Raw genomic sequence first — 18,343 nt, 5'->3', positions numbered from 1 at the left:
TCCCTCCTAAGCCGTCTTACGCCATCTATAGGCTGTAATGTAAGGTGGCATGTTGTTGTGCGGTGAGTTGTTGCCGACACTCGTTGTCTTTATGTTCCCGTAATAACCTTTTTTTCCGTTTTGATTGACTACGTAATTGTCAGCTATTTCAGCGGCACTGTCGTTAAAATTCGGTACACTGTGATTATGCGATGGCATTTCGGTGGACGTTAGCAAGTGGTTTTTTTCGCCGCCTGTTTTTCCAGCTGCATTAAAATCGGTATCATTAGGATTAACACCAACAACGGTCTGACCTGCGCCAAATGTGACCCATGTACCACCCCAAAATATACCGGGGTTTTCAGTCGTATAAAACTCGGTGATATACCCCACCGGGAGGATATTAGTCATTAATTGTTGTACAGTAATATCCTGCGTACCGTCAAAATCCACTCCTGCAATTTTAACAGGCTTTTTAAGCCCGTCCGCACGTGTAACTGGCACAAAGCTAACCTGTATATCACCCTCGCCGCTGATGGAGATATCTCCAGCAGGGTTGGAGATGTCAATCGGCTCGCCTAAATATTCTGTCGGGGCTGCTAGGTCATAGACCAGAGTAACCGGATTGGCGGCAAGATGGGCTTTCCAGAGATTAATGTCATTTGTGTTATAATTAGCATCATAGATAACCAAATGACCAAATATATTCGTGGATATCCCTTGCGCGCAAGTATAGGTATCATCACGTTTTTTAGCTGCGTATTTGTCACATACAATATTAGCGACCTGCCCACTAGCTAAGGGTTTTATCCCAGTATTACTTAACGATACACATCTGCGGCTATCAAAAGTATCCGCTGTCACCCAGTTTTCAGACCCGTTCAGCACCAATTTTTTCCGCACGTGTTTTTCTCTGCTTTTTGGTACACCGCCGACTAGCACGTTGGTTTCAAGCGTATCTCCCTCGCACAGTGAAGATTGTAAGGTAGGCTGTGTAACCACACCGTTTACCGTGATTTTGCCGCTGTTAGTCTCAATCGGTCTCACGTTATCAGGTGACGGCTCTCCCGTGCCTAGCTGCTTTTCGTATCCAAAAGCCGTGACGGATTGGATGCGGTTTGCGCCGGTTGTCCAATTGATAGTCTGCGCTTTGTCCGATACGGCTGGGATTCCTGCGCCGTCGGCTAGGTCTCTGGTTAATTGAGTAACCTCACCTATCTTTTGCAGTAGTACCGCAAACTCATTGCTGCTCTCTATGCTACTCTCAACATTGTTGCAAAGCACTCTAAATTGTAATCCTGTAAAATAGAGAGTTGCCTCGGTGTCAATGTTATCAGCAACTACTTGTACAGTCGCTCTCACAATGCCGTTAGCTGCTGTGCATTGAGAGGTGAGGGTAACGCTGATTGCGCCCGATGTAGCATTAATAATAACTGCATCAATATAGACGATTGTTTTGTCGGGTTTGGCAAAATGTACTCTCACGGTTTTGCCTGTTAGATTGACAGGCTGGCTATTGTTGTCTACTAGTGTTATATCGACCGTGCGTGACATGACGTCGTTTTGGTTGATGACAATAGGAGCGACATCGTTATTGTCACTCCACGCTTGTAGTTTGATTTGTTTTAAGACCATATGAGCCTCCTTCAGTTAACTAGGCATAATGCCCATGTTGTGCCACCAGCAGCTAAATTTACTTGTTTCCATTGGACTTCACCGCCGCCGCCATTGCCGTATTTCAAATAGATATTTTTTATTGCGTGGAAATCCATTCCGTTCGTGCCTCCTGACACAGATTTTACCTTGGCTAAATCAGCCCCGATATCTGTGCCAATAAAAGACTGGATTTTTGATATATTAATTCCATTGTCAACGCCGACTATTGATTTTGTATTCCAAATAGCCGCCCCTTCGTCCTCGGTTAAAACAAATGGATATGTTGTTCCGTTTGTCCTCGGAATCCATATACTTCTAACGTCGAGAGAGGTTGCATCGATTCTCTGTGTTTTCAGCCATGTAATATATCCGTCTGTTGGATGATTTGTTCCAGCTAGCCACCCCACATTTTGACCGTCTTTTTTTATCCATATGCCGCCACCGGAAGTATCTGCAGTGTAAACTCCATTACTACTGGCTGTCGTCAATATACCGTAGATTTTCGCAAGACCTGTGTCCAGATTGATTTCGGATTTGCCATTAACGGCTTTCAGTATGCCTGTGCGCACCACTTGAGCATCCAGTCCCACAACAGATAGCATTCTCGCCACCATATCACCGTTCATGGTAAATCCGGTTGGATAAGTCTTGCCTCCATCTGTACTAACCGCCCATGCTTCAGTCGTAAATTTCCATATGATCTGTGATTCAGACAACAACTGTTTATTGTGGGCATATCGTATTACCGACCCATTGGGCTGAACAACGTCCGTGCTGTAAAGTCCCGAACCGTTGATAACAATATCGGTAAGGTTTGCGATAGCTTGTTCTCGGCTGTAGGACTCCTGCTTAATTTCGTCCTGTACAACAGACAACGCACTGTCAAGCTGCTTTTTAATATCTTTAACCACGCTGGCTAGTGTCAGCACATTTTTCTGCGGTTCATCGGGGTATTCTTTGTACTCTAGTATTTTGTGATTCATTCTTGTATGACGTGTCCTGTCAATCAACGTCACGACCTTATACATGGAAAAAGCAAAATCACTGTATCGACTGTCCAGCTTGGCAAGATCAATAACATCACAATCATAAGAACGTTCGGGCGCAGATAACTGATTCAGCATAATTTCGGCATCAGTTTTCAGACTCAAAGTATCCGTGTATCGCTCATCCTTCCAAACTCCACAAATAATGTCACCAGTATACTGATGATTGTCGATATACTCCTTGCCACCATTTACGGCAGCAATGCTAAGTCCGTCCTTGCCGTAAGGATATAGCCGTGTGATTAGATCAGTAGACTTTCCCTTAAAAGCAATCTTGCGTAAATTAAGTTCATCAGTGAGATATTCACCGGAAGGCTCGGTCACATTTGGATTAATAACCGTGAGCATTTTAGATTTTGTATGCCATTCATAAACTACGCTGAAGGTTGATTTGGCTCGATTTAAAATATCATAGGGAGTTGCATTTTCCATTTGGATAGTACGCCTAATGGCGGGCAGATAGCCTTGTACCGTCCAACCAGAGGGGAGCAGCGAAGTAAGCAGCTCTACTATGGTAAGGCTGCCTGAATCATAGGCTTTATGGAGAGTAGATTTCAGAAAATCAAGATCAATTAAACATTCTATATTTGCATAACTACTTGGTGCATCAATGGACTTAATGCGGTATTGATTGTCGCCATATTCCACGATGTTTTCTTCGGATAAGTGTGCGTAAATTTCACCGTCAACGGGGGCGGTAAAACTTAAAGTATCTTCGCCGCCGTCAAGGTGGGTAATAAAAAAGTCAGAGTACCCGACAATCGGATATTTCTGACCGGAATCAAAAACAGATAACATATTTCACCTCATATATAGATAGGGTAGTAACTAATTTTTAACGGCACGAATGGACTAACTGTTATTGGGATAGAGTCTTCGGACGATTCAAAAACAGGGAAATCAATTAGATTGGATTCTAAAAACTTGTTTTCGCCGTTTTGGGTGATTTTCTTTTCAATCCCGTCAAGTACAATTTTCGCCCCCGCCGGAATGGATGTGAGTTGGATTCCCTGAACAGTAACACTCTGCAGGGCGGTTGGGGCAGTAAATTCAATCTTGTAGGGTGCAGGAGCAGTACCGTCATAATAAATAGGCTGTTCATTCTGCTTGATATCGATTTCTTGATATTGCCCACACTGTACACATTTAAATTCAAGCGTGAATTCAGTAATCCACTTAGCAGGATATTTTACAGATGAAACAGAAGATAATGCCGAACGGTAAATGAACCCGTCCGGCATCTGCAAATTCACTGTTTTATTCAGCTGTCCGATTAGCTTAGTGGGGGAGGGAAACCACTTTCTATCTGCTGTCTGATAATTGAGCGTAACAGATAGTTTTTTCTGCCCAGCTTCAGATTTTAGTAGAGCTGGGAAGAGGTTCTTCCCACTCGATATGACGTTTGCCAGGTCGGGGGCCACCTCCCAGTCCAGCAGTTTTGCTCTGAACTCGTGCAAAGGTTTTCCGTCTATATACATAACTTCTCTCATCATGCCCACCCCATTTGCTTTTTAATTGCTGGCGTTGTTACCACTGCAAATTCTCTGCTGTCTATATTGATATGTGTTTCCACTGTCGGTGCGCTTTCCTGCGTTTCTTGCTGTTTTCCAGCCATAACTGTGGCATAATATGCTCTAGCTGCAAAATTCGCATTGGTTAGGCTTTGTTCTGCTTCTACCGCTGCTCGTGCTTTCGCCATCAATTCAGATACATTAAACTCAGGAATCATACGGTTGGATACATTGTCAGCGATATTATCAACCGCACTGTACAAATCTTTTTCTTTGTCATGCATTCCGACCTCGCCACCAGCCATAAAGAAACGGAATATTTCTTGCATAACACGAGAGGGAGAGTGAATTTTTAAAGCACTGCGCATGGTGGCGGCCACGTTATTGGCAATTGTTCTTGCGGTGCTGTAAAGTGTGCCGGACATATCCCACATGGCATCGTTTACACCGTACATCATGTTATAGCCGATGTTGGACATTTGCCCGGTTGCCGATTGTAATCCTCTAACAATACCACTTGCCATATTTTGTGCAGCATTGGAAGCCGCAGATACAGCATCATTAAAAGAACCGGTTAATACAGATTTAAAACGACTTCCAAAATCTTTTACTGCAGTAAGTGTTTGGTTAAGTTGTCGCTCAACTTTTCCAAATGATGTATTTACCGACTGCTGTAAACTTTCCATGGCGCGAGATACGTCACTACTCATTTTCTGATAATCAGATACACTTAGATTAGCCACTTTATTGCTTGATGAAGTTACCGAGGAGGTAAGTTTATCAGAAGAAGTCTGTCCAGCATATGCCAAATTGTTCAGTGCGTCTGCACCGTGAGCGGCATATGTATCAATATTTTTTGTACTAACATTTGCCATGCTTTGTGTAGCATTAACCACGCCGCTTGACATATCTCCGGCGGCACAAATTCCGTGAGTTGACATATCTCCTAGCGTATGAGTGACATTATCACTCATTGTCGTACTTGTTGATTGTACATTGCTGCTCATAGCACCAAAATTAGAAGTGACGTTACTGCTCATTGTATTGGTGCTAGTCGAAACGTTGTTTGACATAGTTTCTAATTTGCTGGTTACATCATTACTTGTATCACCAGCACTGCCAGTAAGCCAACCCCACAAATTACTGAATAGGTTTTTAATGCCGTCGATAATGCCAAATAAAATATTTGGAATAGCTTGTAAAATACCTTGTGCTAAGGCTTTGATAATCTCCCAACCGGAAGATAGTATTTGTGGTAGCGCAGAGAGCAGACCACCTACTAGTTGAAAAATCAATTGAATACCCATTGAAACAATGGCAGGCAAATTCTGTACGATACCGGTAAGTAAGGCTTGTACTGCTTGAACGGCTCCTTGCAACAGCAAAGGCAAACCGTTGATGATACCCTGTACCAAAGCCATAACGAGTTGTAAGGCTCCTTGTATTAAGGTACCATAGTTAGAATACAATCCTGTGACAAAAGTCATAATGGCTTGGATTGCTGCAGGAATTAATGCCGGTAAGGCAGATGAAATACCTTGCACCAGCCCCATGATGATATCAACTGCCGTGTTCATAATGGTAGGCATATTAGAGGATAACCCATTTATCAGTGTGGTGATTATGTTTAAAGCTTGGGCAGACATTTCAGGGAGTTGCCCTGCGATGCCTTGTGCAAACTCTAAAATTAGTGTTCCGCCCACCGCTAAAATTTGTGGCACAATAGAGATGATACCGTTTAAAAGAGTAGTCACAATATCAACTGCTGAACTGGCAAGCGTAGACGAATTTTGCTGAATGCCTGTTACAAGGCTTTGAATAATATCTACACCAATCGTAACAATTTTAGGGAGTAATTCAGATGCTAGTTGTGGAATAATCTCAGCAATTTTAGGAGCTAATCCGCCGACTAACTTTACAATACCGCCTAAAGCAATCTCAATTCTAGGGATAAGATTTTCAGCAAATGTTCCGACACTGTCAATCAGGTTGGTAAGTAATAAATCAAAATCCTGTGTATCATCTGCCATGCCGACAAGCAGATTTGCCCATGAGGCTTTCATGCTGGCAGCGCTGCCTTGAATTGTAGTACTGGCCTCTTTTGCAGTAGTACCGGTAATGTCAAGTTTTCCCTGAATGACATGGATAGCTTGATAGACATCATTCAAGTTATTAATATCATATTTTACCCCGGAAAACTTCTGTGCATCAGCAAGTAAGCGCTCCATTTCGCCTTTTGTGCCGCCATAACCAAGCTTTAGGTTATCAAGCATAGTATAGTTTTGTTTGGCGAATCCTTTATAGGCATCTTGGATAGACCCCATACTACTGCCCATTTTGTTAGCATTATCTGCCATGTCGGTAATCGCCATATCAGTAGTTTTTGCTACTTTTTCAGTATCGCCCCCTAAGCTTTGGAGCAAACTTGCAGAAAAAGACGTGGCGGTTTCCATGTACTCGTTTGCCGATAAACCTGCTGTCTTGTAAGCATTATCTGCATTATCAAGTACAGCGGTCTGGCCTTTAATTAGTTTATCGTATTCACCACGTGCTTCATCAACAGTTTTTCCGACAGAGTTGGCGTATTCTTCTAGCGATTTTCCACCAGTACCAAATAGGGTTTCTATACCACCTACAAGCTGTTCATAGTCGGCATAGGCTGTTACAGCTTGTGATGCAATAGCGATTGCACCAGCACCAGCGGCTGCAATGCCTGCGCCGACTACTTTTGTGATGCCGCCAATTGCGCCTTTCGCCAAACCGCCCAGTTTGTCCAGCCCAGCCGAAAAACCTTTGCCGTCTATAGCACTATCAATTTTAATTGAGCCATCAGCAGCCAATAAACCCACCTCCTTGGGAAGTCATCGGCTCATAATGGCACTACTTGACTTGATTTCCTTTTTTTATAATCACTTCAAATTCTTGTTTGCAATTTTTCCCTTTGCAGCGTATAAAAACACCGAAGCAGTCAGCACTTTGGCTGTATTGCTCCGGCATTTTATATCCGCAATAAGGGCATTCGATTTTTATTTTTTCAATGTATAATCACTCCTAAAAGAAAAATCACACCTCTAAAAAGAAGTGTGATAAAATTTATAGATTCCATTGCTTACCGCATTGCTGACAAACGCATACTTTTCTTTCCTTGTTTTTAGTTCTCTGCTTTTTGGGGATAAAAATCTTAGCGAATAATGCCGGGACAGTAAACACTAGCCATTTGATAGGCACCCACCACCAGCCGACTATGCACCACCACAGACACCCTTTGTGTTTGTCGACTAAGTGTACAGATGATACCACTTGAATGTTAACATTTTGGCTACCACACTTGGGACATACCATTGAAAAACCCTCCAATAATTTACAAATTACCATAATTATACATTTGTAGTAATTTTTCGTCAAGATAAATCACTCTTTCCCACCCATCAAAAAATCAGCCACAACATCAAGTTTCTCTTGTTCTGATTTCGATATAGGCAAAGCAAACTGTCGTTGCATACGTTGGTAGAATTTCTTTTCTTCGCCTTTCAGTTTGGATAAATCCGCCGCCCGGTATTCCATGATTTTGCATATCATGTTGTCAGGCTTCAAACCTTTGAATAACGCGCGAAATTTCCACCAGTGCAGGTATTCTGTTTCTTGCAAATCGATACCATAATCAGCTAAAAACGCAGCATAGATATAATCAGAATCATGCTCAAAAGAATAGATTCTTTTTTGCTTGCCTGTACCTGTCTTTTTATTGTCTGTTTCGGCTTCGGGGGAATACAAACTCAAAATGCAGTCGAAGGCACTGGCAATATCAGTCGGAATATCTTCAAAGAATAGATTCAGAGCAAGAAAGCCTTTTGTCTGTTCATCGATAGTAGAATCTTCCATCAGCATTTCAAACTTGATAACGTTCCGAAAGTCTGCATCAAAAAAATAGTCTTGCCCCTCAATCCTTACCGACTGGGGGGCAATTTCTGTTAATAGATTCATTTTTTGCCAGCTCTGCGTTGCTGACGATTCGGCATATATTTTTGTACGATTGATTCTACCTCAATACCAGCATTTGCAGTTTTAATTTGGTTTGTCAGCTGTCCAAAAGCGTCAAGCGCCTTGCCCATATCGCAGGATTCGCCGAAAACTTTTTTATCTGTTCCCTCACCAAATAAGGCATTGAAACATTCAAAAACAGTTCCACATATCGCTCGAATAGCTTGCGATAATTTCAAAGATTTATCGGCTTTAATTTCCGATGCCTCTGCTATAACCTTATCCATAGCGGTTTCCGTTTTCTCCACTGCTGCTGCATCCAAAGCATTATATTCAAACTCAACCTCATTGATTTTAATAATAGCCATAATTATTCAGTCCCCTCTTCGCTTGCCGCTGTAAACGTTTTGGTTTTGATGTTAAACTCGCCAATCACAACGTCACCGATAGCATTCATGTTGCCCTCAACCGTGGCAATTTCACCGCCCGCTCCGCCTAGTGTGTCGATAGCGAAACCTACAACAAATTTTCTTGCATAGTAGGTATCTGCTTTAGCAGCAATCGGTTGGAACAGATTGACACGGAAATAATCGCATTGCACGCCGAGTCTTTGTTCCTCACCGATTTTTGCAATGAAATCTGTTACTTTATTATCCTTATATCTGTCACCTGTGATAGGGAACTGCGATTGATAGCCAGTGGTGATGGTAGTAGCAGACTTGTCAGATGTATAATGTTTCTCCACCGTCTGAGCTTGTGGAGATTCGTCAATTGTTTCAAACACGCTCATGACGTGAATGTCAGGTGTCGTTTCCGTGCCAATATCCAAATAATCAGCGATGAGATTTCTAAAAATAGGTGTACCTTTTTCGTTAGCCATGTTAAGCCTCCTGTAAATAAATTAGTCTGCACTGAATCTGGTACCTTCCAGATTTAGGTGTCGTTGTGAATAAGTATCCAGTAGAAAGCGTTTCGATTTTAATCGGCGTTTTTTCACTGGGCAATATAGGGAAATTCTGAATGCGGTTCTGTTGTTCAAGCCAGTCTGATAGTTCCTCATAAAATCCGCTGTTTGCAATGCTCTGTAATTCGTTGGAGCTGTACGGATTCACAGAAGATATATCGAATTCATATTGTCTCATCGTGCTGCCGTCTGTGTATGTCTTAATAATCGCTGTTGCCGGACTAGTATTGATAGAATACTGAATGCCGTCCTCTGGTAAATAATCTACATTGATTTTGTTATCCCCCATGAGGGGACAGGAGAGAAAGAACTCCTGCAATCCTTGAATGATTGTCATTTTCCACCGCCAATCTTTTTTACTCCTGCAATCCACTGTTCCTTGTTGTCGATTTTAGAGCGTTCAAACCATTTGCCACCACGCTGTGAGCCATAAGCCCTAGTTTGCGCCGTGCCATAATACTGTTGTGCTGCATAAGGAGCAATATAATTGACTTCGCCACTGCCGATTGTCGTGCCTAGTTGTCCTGATTTTGATAACATGCTGGTGTCAAGTGGCACATACGGCGATGTAGTCCGTAAAACCTCCGAATCGAGGAATTTTTGTGCTTTAGAAAACAACTCTGTTTTCTGTGCGCCGAATTCTTTGTTCCACTCGAATTTAGCCTTAACAGAACCGCCTTTGCCAGTGACGTTTACTATCTGTCCTCTAGGGGTCTTGATTATGATTGATTTAATCGCCATATCATTTACCTCCCTCCACTTTCCAGTGCTGTAAACCGCCACGCCTGTTATCGCTCCAGCCAGTCACAACAAATCGCCCACAGGATAAAGCTTCCTTTGTGAGAGGAATGTCTTCTGTTCGTTCTCCTTGACAGATAACATCTCCATTTTGGAGCGTCCAATGGCTGTTTAAGCCTGTTTCATCAAGCTTGGCAAATTCATCGGATAACACAAAAGACTTGCCCTGTGGGGCAGATTCAAGGGGTATGCGCACCGTATAGCTGTCAGCGGATAAAAGCCCTTTGTCTGCGACAGTGACTTTCTGACCGCCGTACCAGCTCACGCCATGAATATGCGTTTTCAGCCAAATATCTTTTCTTGTGGTGCGGTCATAATATTTGTTGTAAATCGTAATGTCTGCGTTGGTAATCATCGGCAGCACCTACCAATTCCTCTGTCCATTAATCCGGTGTAAATCAGATACGGATAAGCAGCATCGGTCATAGCCGATTGCATAGCTGATTTGATATCAGCACTATCTTGATAAGAAACGCTGTAGCCATCGTTATTCTCGCTTTTGATTCCCACAGCGGTGATTGCCTGTGCATGTACAGCCTCATATTTCTTTACAACCTCAGCCACAGCGCAAACAGCGGTTTTTACATCATCTGTCACGTTCCAACCGTTTTTTAATCGGTTAAAAGTGAGTAAATCGACATGAAGCGAAGCTTGCCGCTCCAATGCCATAAACTCTTCCTGTGAAATCAAAGAGCTCCCGTAGGAGCTCTGATAGAATTCAAAATCTGCATACATTTAGCACCTCTTATTGAACAATCGGCAAAGTGATGTCCTGCGATACAGCAGCACTTGCAACTGTTACCGTGACACTCTGCGTTACATGCCCAGACTTTTTGATTGTTGCAGGATAGGTACCCGGGCGCAAGTTAAATACTGCTGTGCCGTCTGCCTTTGTGGTTTTGCGTGCGCCGTTAACGTCGATTCTAGCACCTGCGATTGCTTCCGGTTCTGCTGCGTTGTCTTCCACTGTGAAAGTTACAGTATAATCCGTTACAGGTGTACCGGCTTCAATGTAAGCAAACGGAATATTGGTGCGGTCGCCGTTAATTCTGCTTGCAGGATTTGGCAAAGCCCAACCCAAACGCATGACGACACGAATCGCAATCATATCCTGCTGCGCAAGGTTATAGACAATTTCCTTGGTTGTGGGGTCCTGAATAACACCCTGATCAAGAATCTTGACTGTGATATCCTGACGGATAGAATAGACAGCCTGATTCCAAGCACCTGCAATCATCTGTGCAGTAGACTGGTCAAAGCTTCCGTTCTGTGGGAAAGTAAGGGGAGAGCCGTCCAATGCGTAGGGGGTAGAGCCTTTCATATCTGATACGAACAAGGGATGTCCGGCAGTATCTTTAATTCCTCTCAGAGCAGCACGAGAACGCATAGAAGCCAAAATGCCGTTTACCATGTAACCGGATTCTTCAACTTTGGCAATCAAGCCGTCAGTTCCCATAATGCTGTCATAGGTAATGCCGCCTGAAACGTTGTTACCTGCTTGTCTGGCCAGTGTAATAATGTCAGACTGCCATTCGTTCGGACGGTTAATGCCAAATGCAATTGCCTGATCAACCCTTAGTCCCATAGCCTCATTGATTCGAGGAGTGGTTTCACCGATGATATCAAATGATGAATCATCCAGTACAGCTTCGGGAATAGGCACGATGACGGCTAGTTCAGCGGCTGTCAAATAGACATTATCCCAAGCTTGCTGAGAGGTCTGTTTCATGCCTGTATCACCGTTTACCCAGTATGCCATAGGCAGCATATCCAAGACGGGAATTTTGGTTTGCTTGCTGGTCATATTGGGAAGTTTCCTCATCATTGACAGCACAGAGGATTGCTTCGGTACGTCCTGAAAAATTGTGTTGACAAGCTGCTCTCTGATAAGAGCCTCCGCTTTATCTCTGCTAATAATACTCATAGTTTAATCTCCATTTCTTCCGAATAATTGTCGGAGGGCGTTGTTGGCAGCCTCCTTGCCTTTTTCTGTATCTGTTTGAACACCGGGAGTACCTGTAGAAAATTTCGGCGGTTTTTCCTCGGTTTCAAAAAGAAAGTCTTTCTCGGTTTTCAGTGTCTCAAGCTGTTCTTTTAAGCCTAAAACGCTGTCACCGTCTAGCTTTAAAGCATCCTTTTTCAAATGTGCTTTAACCGATACGGTGTCACGCACTTTAGCAGCTTTCAGAGCATCGTTCAAAGCGTAATCGAATTTGAGGGCTTCAAGCTGTTTTTGGGCATCTTGCTGTGCTGTGTCAGCTTTGGTTTTCCACTCGGGATCATACCCCGTTAGCTTTGTGTTTGCAGTGTCCAGCTGGGTTTTATATCCGTCACGCTCTGTCGTGAGAGTGGTAACATTGTTTTGCAGTTTGGTGAGTTCCTTACCATGCATAGCAAAAACTTGGGTGGCTTGTTCTTCGGTAAGTCCTAATGCGGTTAATTCCTCTGTTTTCATAATACCTCCGTCATCTAAGCGTTTTAGGTGGTTGCTTGCACCCGATGCCATACAGATTAGGCTTGCATGGTCAGCCAATTTGGGTATAAAAATAGCACCGATGAAAATTCATAGGCACTAGGATTATTAAGATATAGTTTTATTATTCCTGTGTAAATCCTGATATTTCTGTTTTAATGCCAAGTCCATTTTGATAAGTTTTCAACGATAGTTTGGCACCAATTTCTTCGCTATTGTGTTTGAAAACTATGCTTTCAATATTGTCTACAGATTCACCGTTAACGAATACCTTCGTGTAAGCACCATCACTTATAATTTTGATTTTTTCTTTCATAAATCTCACTCCTTTTCTAAAAATGAGCACAAGAAAACCACCATACTTTTCAGTAGGTGGTTTAAATTAATTCGATTGATTTGATTTCGGGTGCATATAATTCAGTTTGCCCAACGGTAATACTTTCAGGTTCAGGCTCATTATCTAAGGCTGAGGTATAGTCATATGCCAAGCCACTGTATATCTGCCCATCTTTCAAAATAATTTTCACTTGTTTTCCGTGCGCTTCTTTTAATGTCAATCTAATCAACCTCCTTTGCCGGCACCATATGCCAACCTTTTTTACTATAGTGAATGGAAAAGCGTTTCGTTGGAGTTTTAGTACCTGTTTCAAGGTCTACTACAAAACCAATTTGTTTATCTAAGGTAACAAATTCTTTATGGGTCCATTTGCCTTTGTTGTCTTTTTTAAGCAGACCTTTAGTTGAAAACTCGGTCATAAGTTTTTGCGCTTCATCCTCTGAAATCGTCAAATAGCTTCGACCATCTTTATAGTTGTTATGCCCCAAAATATGTTTGCCTTGTTTGCCAATATCCAATATTTTAGGGTACTCATTGGATGCAATTTTATCCCGAATCGGTTTATCTTTTAAATACTCTGAAACATTCGCTTTGCTACTTCCTAAATTATACAGCTTGTTGGCAGCAGATTCAACCCTTTTATTAGCTTGAACAGCTTTTGAAGAAACAGACCTGTCAAACCCTAGAGCCTGCTCTCTATTGCGCTGCCTGTCAATTCCTGTCTGCCCGTTAAAATCTTTTAATTCCGATTCTTGCTGCTTCTGTGAAACTGAAGCAGCGTTGAAATCCTCTTGGAAAGCGTTCTTCATCTTTTCGTCAACAGATTCTTTTATACCGGTATCATATGCGGATAGTTCCCTTTTTGTCTGCCTGATTTCACGCTCAATTTTACGCTGCATTTGCGTGGCTTCATAATAAGGGACTTCCTCACCGTCAAAAGAAACTTTTCTGTTCTCGTATTCTTCTAGTTTCTCACGGGGATAAACAGAGGAAGAAAGTCCCTCAAAAAACGGAAACCAGTCATGCCGGCAGTTCCAGCCTTTGAATCCTGCCCCAGTGCCATAGCCGATATCAGATAGCGATAAATATCCTCGCCTACCTGAACGGCTGACAATCTTACCCTGCCAAACTGCATGATCAGGTCTTGCTCCAGCGTGAGCTGTTATCTCCATGAGGTCACAGCCTAAATCTTCGGCATACTGTTCAGATATTTTCCCGACTGTCTGCCCGACACCTGTAAGCATTGCTCGGCGTGCAGCGACATCAATCTTATCGATATGTCCTGACGGGTATAACACCGTTGAGCCTGTTTGTGCTAAGATTCTCACAGTATTTCGCAACACTGATATGTAATCAAATGCGCCGCTGCTTACCTGCATCTCTGCCATTGTCATAGCATTAATAAAAGCTGTTTGCGATGTTGTGGCTGTGGTCATCGTGAGATTTTGCAGATGCCCATATGTCTTTTGCAGTTCTGCATTAAGTATGCGAACCGCAGAGGGAGATTGCCGCAAAGCAGGAGGAGATAAGCCAGCCGCCTCATAAATCTCGTTGTCCCAAGAGATGGATTCAACGGCGGCGTCTTCGAACAAATACCGAATATGGGGGATACTGGCATTCGTCTTTTCAGCAACCAGCCGAATGATATCTTCATGCAAAAGCCCTGCTTGCTGCAACATTTGAATCTGCCAGTCAGCCGTTGCCGATACATTCCCTGTCTTGATAATTCGCCGAACAATGTCATTGATAATCGCTTCGTCCAGTTGATTGTAAAGCTCGAAAACATCAGAGGCGGCATAGTCGATGAAATTAGGAGGGAGCATAGGCTATTCCTCCTCGGGGAACATTTTTAAACTGCTTTGCTGTTCTGCAGCAATCGCTTTGGCATCCTTTTCACTGTACCCCTCAAATTCTACAAGGTATTTCCAAAATGGGAACTTGCCAGCCGTCACATATTGCCAAAACATTTGCTTTCGCAGTGCCGGGTCATTTACGATGCTATCATCCCAATCATAGGCGATTTTATAGTTACCCGCCGGGGCTAATTGATAGATTTCGGCCAGTTTATCAACCGCATAAGCTAAATCGTCAATGGCCGTCTCCAAAGCTTTTTGGATGTCTTTTACTGTAACGTAACTGCGTTGCTTGGAAGAAATAACCTCCGTCGCTGTTTTATCAACCGTCTGTGGGTCTGAAATCGTACCATAAGCAAGCCCGCATTGAAACTCAATCAGCTTTAATATTCGGTCAAGCCCTCTGGATAAAGATTCATCACGCAAAGTTGGAGAAAAGACTTCATAAAAGTTCTGGTCTTTTGTTGGCACAGTCCTTTTTCGATACAGTCGTTCTTGCGCTTTTGGCACTTTGACAGAGCCGTCGGGCTGATGTTCCAATAAATCCTCTGCGACATCAACCGCCAATTCGCCACCCTCAAATTCCCAAAGAAAACGGCCATACTGTTCATCGGCGTTTTTAATTGTGTTGATAGATTTGGAATAGACTGACACGCCCAAAGGTGAATGACGGTCTGTTTTATTGGCAGAAGGTATTTTAAAATACCCAAACAAAGGTCTATCGCAATAATTAATAGTCAGTTCAGGAGCAATCTGTTCCCATTCAGGCACATCAGTAAGTGCAATTTCTTCGCCCAAAGAAAAAGATGATTTACTTTTGAATGCTCTATTTTTAATTTGGTGTGTGCCGTTTTGATAGTTGTGATATTCTGTTCTCGTGTAGATAAAACCTTTGCGGTGTATTTGCTCAATGAAAATAGCCCCTGTCATGCGGTTGGAGGAATCAAATTGAGTAGGGTAGAAGCAATCGCCCTGAACAGTATCAATAATGATTTTATCGTCGGACACATAGGGTTTAAATACAATTCCGCCCAAAGCACAACCTAACTCAACATAATTTCTAAGCTTATCAAAAAAAGGCTCCAATGTCAGATTGATGAAATCGGCTCTCGGTGAACCCGATATATCAATCTCACTTTCGATTGTCACCAACCGGGCGAATTCTTCTGCAATCACACCCGGCAGCTGCATACTATGTAAGCATTCTGATACCCAAGGTCCACCAGTTTCGTACATACTCGCCCAAAGATTAATAGCAGTGGACATTCTGTCAGATAAAGCAATATCAGAAGTGCCGGATTCATCAAACATTCGGTCAAGTAAGTTCTTGAGCCATTTTAACATCTTTTCAAACAATTTATCGCCTCCATTCTGCCCATCTGAATTCTCGGGCTAAAACTGTATAGCAGAAATAACGCATAGCATCCATAGCGTGGTCATTCTCTTTCAGTACAGTGTCGCTCTTTTTCTTTTCGTCCCACCGATACAGCCCAAATTCACGAATCGTATCTTTGCAGGATTCATGGATTTTAATTACCCCACCTGTCAGCAGTGAGGCTGTCACCCTGATACCGTCTAAAACGCTGTTCTCTGCTTCCCATACGCTATATTTGCGGTGTCTGCGGATTGTTTCAATGAACGATGCCGCAGATGGGTCAACAATAATTTTTCGGATATAATAACCGGCTGTAAATTCTTCTAAGTCACTGTAATATTCTTCATCAGTCTTCTGATGTCCCTCTTTACGGCTGTTAAAGTAATACTCTTTCAGCATTATGGCTTCCTTGCCTCTTACAAGCCACAGCTGCATAGCAGTCGGGTTAACCGTGCCGTAGTCAATAGATACATAAAATTGACCGTCCATACCCTGCGTAGTGCCACGCAAAATATAACGGTCGGAATTGTCTGTGAACATCGGGTATACTCTGCCTTCGGCTACTACCCACAGTCCCCGAATATAGCGGTCGTAGAAAACACCAGTGTATTGATTACGATAGCGTTCTTTTATCTGTTCTGATAACGAAAGATTGTCTTCCATTGTAAAATGCAGATATAAAATACGGCGTTCCTTGCGCTTAAGTATCCATCCAGTGTAAAACCAGTGTTGAGGGCCTTCGGGATTGCAGTTAAACCAGAACTTTGAACCAGTCACAGAGCAACGGGCTGTCGCTTGGTTTACGAACGATTCTGGCATAAGGGCAACTTCATCGAAAAAAGCGCCCGCTAGGGTGATACCTTGGATTAAGTCTTGGGAGCGTTCGTCTTTGCCACCGAACAAATAAAAATAGTTAATTTTACCGTTTCGGCGAACTACCATCAAATTATCTGAACGTTTGTCTTGTACGGTGTAGCCCCTAGAGCGAAGCATAAGTCGTAGCCAAAACATTACATTTCTTCGTAGGGAGCCTATTGTTTTGCCACATACAGCAAAGTTGTTACCGTCAAAACTATCCATTGCCCACACAACAAACGATAGCGACATACACAGGGTTTTCCCTGAACGAATAGCCCCATCAGCTATAATGCCTTCTGCGCTGCTTACACCACTGCTTGGCAACCACCAAGAGAAAACTTGTATTTGTCGTTTTGAAAAAGGTTGGAATTTAAAAAAACCTTCTCGAACTTGTTTGCGAAGTTTCACAGCATTATTGGAGATATTTTCACGGAACTTTTGTATTTGGAAATCTATCTTATCCCACATTGTCATCGCCTTTTTTCCATACTTCTGCTGCTTTTACTCCAAGTGCGGCCGTGAAGCCATCATCCAGTGTTTCTTCTTCTGCCAATTCTTTGACGTCAGATTGCATTCTTAGCAACTCCATTTCCAGTTTGCGCTTGTCATATTCACGGCGGTGTCGGTCGGACGGATTCATCTCAAAATAGTCCGATAACCAAGATAAAGCAGCGGTTCTATCTTCGAGCTTAATCGCAATGCCGTTCTGTGTTTGTTTAATCTCTTTGATTACACCGCCGTTTACCATTTGAGCATCATAAAGTCGGAAAAATTCATTCTCTCTTGATCCAGTGATATTACCTTTTTCATCGTAGACAGGGGAGGCGGTAGACCCAAAATCAACGAAATCAGTAATGTCCGAAAAAGCAATATGCATATATCGCTCTACAATATCAATTGGCTGCAAGTTAATAGCCTCCCTTTGACACTCTCTGAGATAATTAAGATAGGCTTTAATCTTCGGTTTTCTTAGCATGTTGCAAGATGTTGTCATGGCTGAATTATAGGAACAACCGTAAACTTTCAAATAAGCTTGAGTAGCATTCTTGTTTCGCATATATACTTCACAAAACAAGCGTTCATTCTCTGTTAGAGGCTCTGTTAATTCGGCTGGAGGCTGTTGCGGTTTAGGCGGTTCTGTTGTGTTGCAACGCTTTTCTGCAACGCTGCGTTCTGTTGCAACGCTATCCCACTTGTATCGGCTCTTCCAACTGCGTACTGTACTGGCAGATATATTTAGCTGATTAGCTATGTCAGCTAAAGAAACACCCTTGTCATAAAGGTCTTTTGCTTTTTGTTTTAAGTCTGTTTTCGCCACATCGTCACCCACCTCCTGTGATTGATTTTCGGGTATAAGAAAAGCGCACCGCCGAAACGATACGCTGCTTAACTATTCTGCTGCCTCTGCATCCGCTTTTGTTCTTTGAATGGTGCCCCACGGATGATGAGGGGGCGCATAAATAGTATAAATTTTTAGCGGGATATTTCCAGTATTAATCACATTGTGCCATG

The 18,343-nt window shown here is 42.8% G+C and carries 19 protein-coding genes and 1 pseudogene; all 20 read right to left on the bottom strand.

The window, feature by feature from the left end:
* Positions 1-6 precede the first annotated feature (6 nt).
* Positions 7-1,614, bottom strand: a complete 1,608-nt coding sequence (locus CS931_RS10995; RefSeq protein WP_099205895.1) for a phage baseplate protein — start codon at positions 1,612-1,614, stop codon at positions 7-9.
* An 11-nt stretch (positions 1,615-1,625) separates the two neighbouring features.
* Positions 1,626-3,479 carry a phage tail protein gene (locus CS931_RS10990; RefSeq protein ID WP_099205893.1) on the bottom strand — a complete coding sequence of 618 codons (1,854 nt, stop codon included), beginning with the start codon at positions 3,477-3,479 and terminating at the stop codon, positions 1,626-1,628.
* Between the two features lie 8 nt (positions 3,480-3,487).
* On the bottom strand, positions 3,488-4,174 hold the full coding sequence (locus CS931_RS10985; RefSeq protein WP_143826250.1) for a phage tail family protein: 687 nt from the start codon (positions 4,172-4,174) through the stop codon (positions 3,488-3,490).
* Positions 4,171-7,032, bottom strand: a complete 2,862-nt coding sequence (locus CS931_RS10980; RefSeq protein WP_099205890.1) for a phage tail protein — start codon at positions 7,030-7,032, stop codon at positions 4,171-4,173. The genes CS931_RS10985 and CS931_RS10980 overlap by 4 nt, the downstream gene beginning before the upstream one ends.
* Positions 7,033-7,603: 571 nt before the next feature.
* Positions 7,604-8,176 (bottom strand): bacteriophage Gp15 family protein, encoded by a 573-nt coding sequence (locus CS931_RS10970; protein ID WP_099205886.1) that lies wholly within the window; start codon positions 8,174-8,176, stop codon positions 7,604-7,606.
* Complete coding sequence (locus tag CS931_RS10965; protein WP_099205884.1) at positions 8,173-8,541, bottom strand: DUF6673 family protein; 369 nt, start codon at positions 8,539-8,541, stop codon at positions 8,173-8,175. Before CS931_RS10965 ends, CS931_RS10970 begins: the two co-directional genes overlap by 4 nt.
* A gap of 2 nt (positions 8,542-8,543) precedes the next feature.
* Positions 8,544-9,053 (bottom strand): hypothetical protein, encoded by a 510-nt coding sequence (locus tag CS931_RS10960; RefSeq protein ID WP_099205883.1) that lies wholly within the window; start codon positions 9,051-9,053, stop codon positions 8,544-8,546.
* 1 nt (position 9,054) lies between these two features.
* A complete protein-coding gene (locus tag CS931_RS10955) occupies positions 9,055-9,474 on the bottom strand; it encodes a hypothetical protein (protein WP_099205881.1) in 420 nt (139 codons plus the stop codon).
* Positions 9,471-9,878: a minor capsid protein gene (locus CS931_RS10950; RefSeq protein ID WP_099205879.1), complete on the bottom strand. Its 408-nt coding sequence runs from the start codon at positions 9,876-9,878 to the stop codon at positions 9,471-9,473. Before CS931_RS10950 ends, CS931_RS10955 begins: the two co-directional genes overlap by 4 nt.
* 1 nt (position 9,879) lies before the next feature.
* The gene (locus CS931_RS10945; RefSeq protein ID WP_099205877.1) at positions 9,880-10,290 is read right to left on the bottom strand and encodes a DUF6751 family protein; all 411 of its coding nucleotides are present in this window, start codon (positions 10,288-10,290) and stop codon (positions 9,880-9,882) included.
* On the bottom strand, positions 10,287-10,670 hold the full coding sequence (locus CS931_RS10940; protein ID WP_099205875.1) for a head-tail connector protein: 384 nt from the start codon (positions 10,668-10,670) through the stop codon (positions 10,287-10,289). The genes CS931_RS10945 and CS931_RS10940 overlap by 4 nt, the downstream gene beginning before the upstream one ends.
* A gap of 10 nt (positions 10,671-10,680) precedes the next feature.
* Positions 10,681-11,859, bottom strand: coding sequence for a phage major capsid protein (locus CS931_RS10935; protein ID WP_099205873.1), 1,179 nt, complete (start codon positions 11,857-11,859; stop codon positions 10,681-10,683).
* A 3-nt stretch (positions 11,860-11,862) separates the two neighbouring features.
* The gene (locus CS931_RS10930; RefSeq protein WP_159459818.1) at positions 11,863-12,390 is read right to left on the bottom strand and encodes a phage scaffolding protein; all 528 of its coding nucleotides are present in this window, start codon (positions 12,388-12,390) and stop codon (positions 11,863-11,865) included.
* A 142-nt stretch (positions 12,391-12,532) separates the two neighbouring features.
* Positions 12,533-12,724 (bottom strand): hypothetical protein, encoded by a 192-nt coding sequence (locus CS931_RS10925; protein WP_099205870.1) that lies wholly within the window; start codon positions 12,722-12,724, stop codon positions 12,533-12,535.
* Between the two features lie 61 nt (positions 12,725-12,785).
* Entirely contained in the window at positions 12,786-12,965 is a 180-nt protein-coding gene (locus tag CS931_RS10920) for a hypothetical protein (RefSeq protein ID WP_099205868.1), read from the bottom strand.
* A gap of 1 nt (position 12,966) precedes the next feature.
* The gene (locus CS931_RS10915; RefSeq protein WP_099205866.1) at positions 12,967-14,568 is read right to left on the bottom strand and encodes a phage minor capsid protein; all 1,602 of its coding nucleotides are present in this window, start codon (positions 14,566-14,568) and stop codon (positions 12,967-12,969) included.
* A gap of 3 nt (positions 14,569-14,571) precedes the next feature.
* A complete protein-coding gene (locus CS931_RS10910; protein WP_099205865.1) occupies positions 14,572-15,954 on the bottom strand; it encodes a phage portal protein in 1,383 nt (460 codons plus the stop codon).
* 1 nt (position 15,955) lies between these two features.
* Complete coding sequence (locus tag CS931_RS10905) at positions 15,956-17,299, bottom strand: PBSX family phage terminase large subunit (RefSeq protein WP_099205863.1); 1,344 nt, start codon at positions 17,297-17,299, stop codon at positions 15,956-15,958.
* A complete protein-coding gene (locus CS931_RS10900; protein ID WP_143826248.1) occupies positions 17,289-18,149 on the bottom strand; it encodes a terminase small subunit in 861 nt (286 codons plus the stop codon). The genes CS931_RS10905 and CS931_RS10900 overlap by 11 nt, the downstream gene beginning before the upstream one ends.
* 72 nt (positions 18,150-18,221) lie before the next feature.
* Positions 18,222-18,343, bottom strand: a pseudogene (locus CS931_RS12985) (cupin domain-containing protein); the annotation flags it as partial.

It is taken from the genome of Scatolibacter rhodanostii, from assembly GCF_900197595.1.
Lineage (GTDB): Bacteria > Bacillota > Clostridia > Oscillospirales > Acutalibacteraceae > Scatolibacter > Scatolibacter rhodanostii.
Note: the sequence above shows the minus strand (reverse complement) of the source record. Positions and strands in the feature narration are given on the sequence as shown.

Bases quoted from the DNA above. Each gene is read 5' to 3' on its own strand.
- CS931_RS10995 (WP_099205895.1), bottom strand. From the start codon at position 1,614: ATGGTCTTAAAACAAATCAAACTACAAGCGTGGAGTGACAATAACGAT.
- CS931_RS10990 (WP_099205893.1), bottom strand. From the start codon at position 3,479: ATGTTATCTGTTTTTGATTCCGGTCAGAAATATCCGATTGTCGGGTAC.
- CS931_RS10985 (WP_143826250.1), bottom strand. From the start codon at position 4,174: ATGATGAGAGAAGTTATGTATATAGACGGAAAACCTTTGCACGAGTTC.
- CS931_RS10970 (WP_099205886.1), bottom strand. From the start codon at position 8,176: ATGAATCTATTAACAGAAATTGCCCCCCAGTCGGTAAGGATTGAGGGG.
- CS931_RS10965 (WP_099205884.1), bottom strand. From the start codon at position 8,541: ATGGCTATTATTAAAATCAATGAGGTTGAGTTTGAATATAATGCTTTG.
- CS931_RS10960 (WP_099205883.1), bottom strand. From the start codon at position 9,053: ATGGCTAACGAAAAAGGTACACCTATTTTTAGAAATCTCATCGCTGAT.
- CS931_RS10955 (WP_099205881.1), bottom strand. From the start codon at position 9,474: ATGACAATCATTCAAGGATTGCAGGAGTTCTTTCTCTCCTGTCCCCTC.
- CS931_RS10950 (WP_099205879.1), bottom strand. From the start codon at position 9,878: ATGGCGATTAAATCAATCATAATCAAGACCCCTAGAGGACAGATAGTA.
- CS931_RS10945 (WP_099205877.1), bottom strand. From the start codon at position 10,290: ATGATTACCAACGCAGACATTACGATTTACAACAAATATTATGACCGC.
- CS931_RS10940 (WP_099205875.1), bottom strand. From the start codon at position 10,670: ATGTATGCAGATTTTGAATTCTATCAGAGCTCCTACGGGAGCTCTTTG.
- CS931_RS10935 (WP_099205873.1), bottom strand. From the start codon at position 11,859: ATGAGTATTATTAGCAGAGATAAAGCGGAGGCTCTTATCAGAGAGCAG.
- CS931_RS10930 (WP_159459818.1), bottom strand. From the start codon at position 12,390: ATGAAAACAGAGGAATTAACCGCATTAGGACTTACCGAAGAACAAGCC.
- CS931_RS10925 (WP_099205870.1), bottom strand. From the start codon at position 12,724: ATGAAAGAAAAAATCAAAATTATAAGTGATGGTGCTTACACGAAGGTA.
- CS931_RS10915 (WP_099205866.1), bottom strand. From the start codon at position 14,568: ATGCTCCCTCCTAATTTCATCGACTATGCCGCCTCTGATGTTTTCGAG.
- CS931_RS10905 (WP_099205863.1), bottom strand. From the start codon at position 17,299: ATGTGGGATAAGATAGATTTCCAAATACAAAAGTTCCGTGAAAATATC.